Source organism: Bacteroides sp. DH3716P (assembly GCF_025914115.1).
Taxonomy (GTDB): domain Bacteria; phylum Bacteroidota; class Bacteroidia; order Bacteroidales; family Bacteroidaceae; genus Bacteroides; species Bacteroides ovatus.
The window spans coordinates 6575181-6577807 of sequence record NZ_CP083673.1; the positions used below are offsets into that span (position 1 = coordinate 6575181).

Below are 2627 nucleotides of genomic sequence, written 5' to 3' on the forward strand. Positions count from 1 at the left end.
AAAGTTAAGCGTGGGAACTTTGGTATTACCGTTCAGAAGTATCCCCATACTCAACAACATATAATACACAAAGCCCCACGCCTATATATATAACACTTTAATATATAAATAGTACGTGGAGCGTCCAATGTATTATCCAGTTGTTGTCTTGAAATTGGGGATTTCCTGAACTTGGATAATGCCTTAACGCTCTATTTTTATTAAGATTTGAAATAAATCCTAATACAAAGGTAAGGAAAAAATATTTTATTTTCCAAACAAGTTGTGCAAAATAAGTTGTGGCGTGTATTGCTTTTCTTTTTATTGGCTGAGGAATGGTTATCTTCAGTAATCAGTTTCTGTCTGTCGAGTAAGTCTGTATAATTTTTTTTTGTACCTCTACTTCGGGTCTTGACATTCCTGCTTCATGGCTGATTGTTGTAGGTAGACTATATAATTTTTTCTGTTGTTCATATTTAATGGAGAGTAGAATGGGAATAAGGCCTTTGGATAAGAAGAAAAGCCCCTGAAAATCAGAGGCTTAATCTTGTTTTTGGTGATCCGCCTGGGGCTCGAACCCAGGACCCCAACATTAAAAGTGTTGTGCTCTACCTGCTGAGCTAGCGAATCAATCCTTATTTGCGAATCAGTTATTTCCTGATTGCAGGTGCAAAGGTAGTTACTTTTATTTAATTTGCAAGCATTACGTAGAAAAAAGTTTCAATTATTTTTCCTCGTTGTGGCTTGTTTCTTGATTATCAGTAGTTTCTACTTCATCATATTTTATTTTTTCTTTGTTGATAATAAAGCGTTGGTAGTAGGAGAGCATCAAAGTTGTTAGTGGCAAGGCGATAATCATGCCGAGCATTCCCATTAATGAACCCCAGATAGAAAGAGATAAAAGGATGATGGCAGGATTCAGTCCGGTAATCTTTCCCATGATTTTGGGGACAAGGAAGGTATCCTGTATGATTTGTACGATTGCAAAGACGGCTAATGCACATGCAATGATAATCCAGAAGTTCTGTCCGGTGTCGGCAGCTTTGAGGATTGCCAATAAAATGGTGGGAAGGAAACCAATGATTTGCAAGTAGGGAACCATATTCAATGCTCCGATGAAAAGTCCCAGAGCGATAGCCATGGGGAAATCGATAATCAGGAAACCGATGCTGAAAAGAATACCTACGCAGAAAGCAACCAAAGCCTGTCCACGGAAATATCTGTTCATACCATCCTGTACGTCGTGAACCAGGTTGGAGGCAAACGTACGGTATTTATTGGGTAGCAGATGCAACCATCCTTCAGCTATCGCTTCGTAATCCAATAATATAAAGATTACATATAATAATATAATGAAAGAGGCAAGGATGCTGAATAGAATGTTGAGAGATTCTGCAAGCAAAGTCCACACTCTGGGGACGGTATCCTTGATTGCCGCCAGGATATTCTCTTCACTTAATACACGGTTCAACGCCTGAAGATCAATGTTCTCGTGGATAAATTCAGAAAGATTCTTAGGCACATTGTTACCGGCTCCATTGGTGAGGTAAGTCACTAGCAAGTCGTTCATTCTGCCTATTTCCGAAATCATCGGCGGCACTAATAGGTAGAATAAAGTGACTCCGATAACCGTAATGAGGAATAAGGAACAGAAGATGGAAATAATGCGGCTTTTTAATCGTAGCTTATACTGGAAGAATTTGACTAACGGATAGACCATATAAGCTATCAGCCACGCAATAAAGAAAGGTAATAACACTCCGCTAAGACGTTCCACGAGCATTAATATTCCTACAACTAACACACATCCGATGGAACCGCGTATAAAACTGTCGAATGTTATCTTTTTCCTTTCCATAATCTGTTTCTTTTATAGAGTTTATACTTTCTGCTCATCTTCCCCTCGTGCACGGAGATAACATTCCCTGCACAGAGGCTCATATTCGGCTGTTTCGCCTAAAAGAACCTGTTTCTCATTCTTGACTGTACGATGTGAGAAAGAGGCCAGCTGACCACATTTCACACAGATCGCATGAACTTTGGAGACTTCATCGGCAATGGCGCACAATTGTGGCATAGGTCCGAACGGATTTCCTTTGAAGTCCATATCCAATCCTGCAATGATAACACGGATTCCATTGTTGGCAAGCTGGTTGCATACATCAATCAAACCACTGTCGAAGAACTGTGCTTCATCAATACCTACTACATCTATCTCAGAAGTAAACAGTAAAATGCTGGCTGACGAATCGATGGGAGTGGAGGCGATAGAATGGCTGTCGTGAGAGACTACGTCTTCTTCTGAATAACGGGTGTCGATAGCAGGTTTGAATATCTCGACACGTTGTTTCGCGAATTTCGCTCTCTTCATTCTGCGAATCAATTCCTCTGTCTTTCCGGAGAACATAGAACCGCAGATTACTTCGATCCGGCCTCTTCTTCTAGTCTCCTGTATGTGGTCTTCTGAAAATAATACCATGAGATTTTGTGTTTTCTTGATTAAATAAATATGTGGACAAAGGTAAGCAATTCAATGTGCAAGAACTGTTAAATTATCCATTATTTTAGATTTTCAACGGTTTAATATAACCGTTTGAAGAATAAACATTTAACTGAGTATTTGAGAAACAGTGGTAACGAGTTAGCAA

Annotated in this window: 2 protein-coding genes and 1 tRNA gene; all 3 read right to left on the bottom strand. The window is 39.6% G+C overall.

Annotation, left to right across the window (positions count from 1 at the left end):
* Nucleotides 1–533: 533 nt before the first annotated feature.
* Nucleotides 534–609: transfer RNA gene (locus tag KQP79_RS25450), tRNA-Lys, on the bottom strand.
* Nucleotides 610–703: 94 nt separating this feature from the next.
* Nucleotides 704–1837 (bottom strand): AI-2E family transporter, encoded by a 1134-nt coding sequence (locus KQP79_RS25455; protein ID WP_004306487.1) that lies wholly within the window; start codon nucleotides 1835–1837, stop codon nucleotides 704–706.
* Between the two features lie 21 nt (nucleotides 1838–1858).
* Entirely contained in the window at nucleotides 1859–2458 is a 600-nt protein-coding gene (locus KQP79_RS25460) for a thymidine kinase (protein ID WP_004299175.1), read from the bottom strand.
* Nucleotides 2459–2627: the final 169 nt, after the last annotated feature.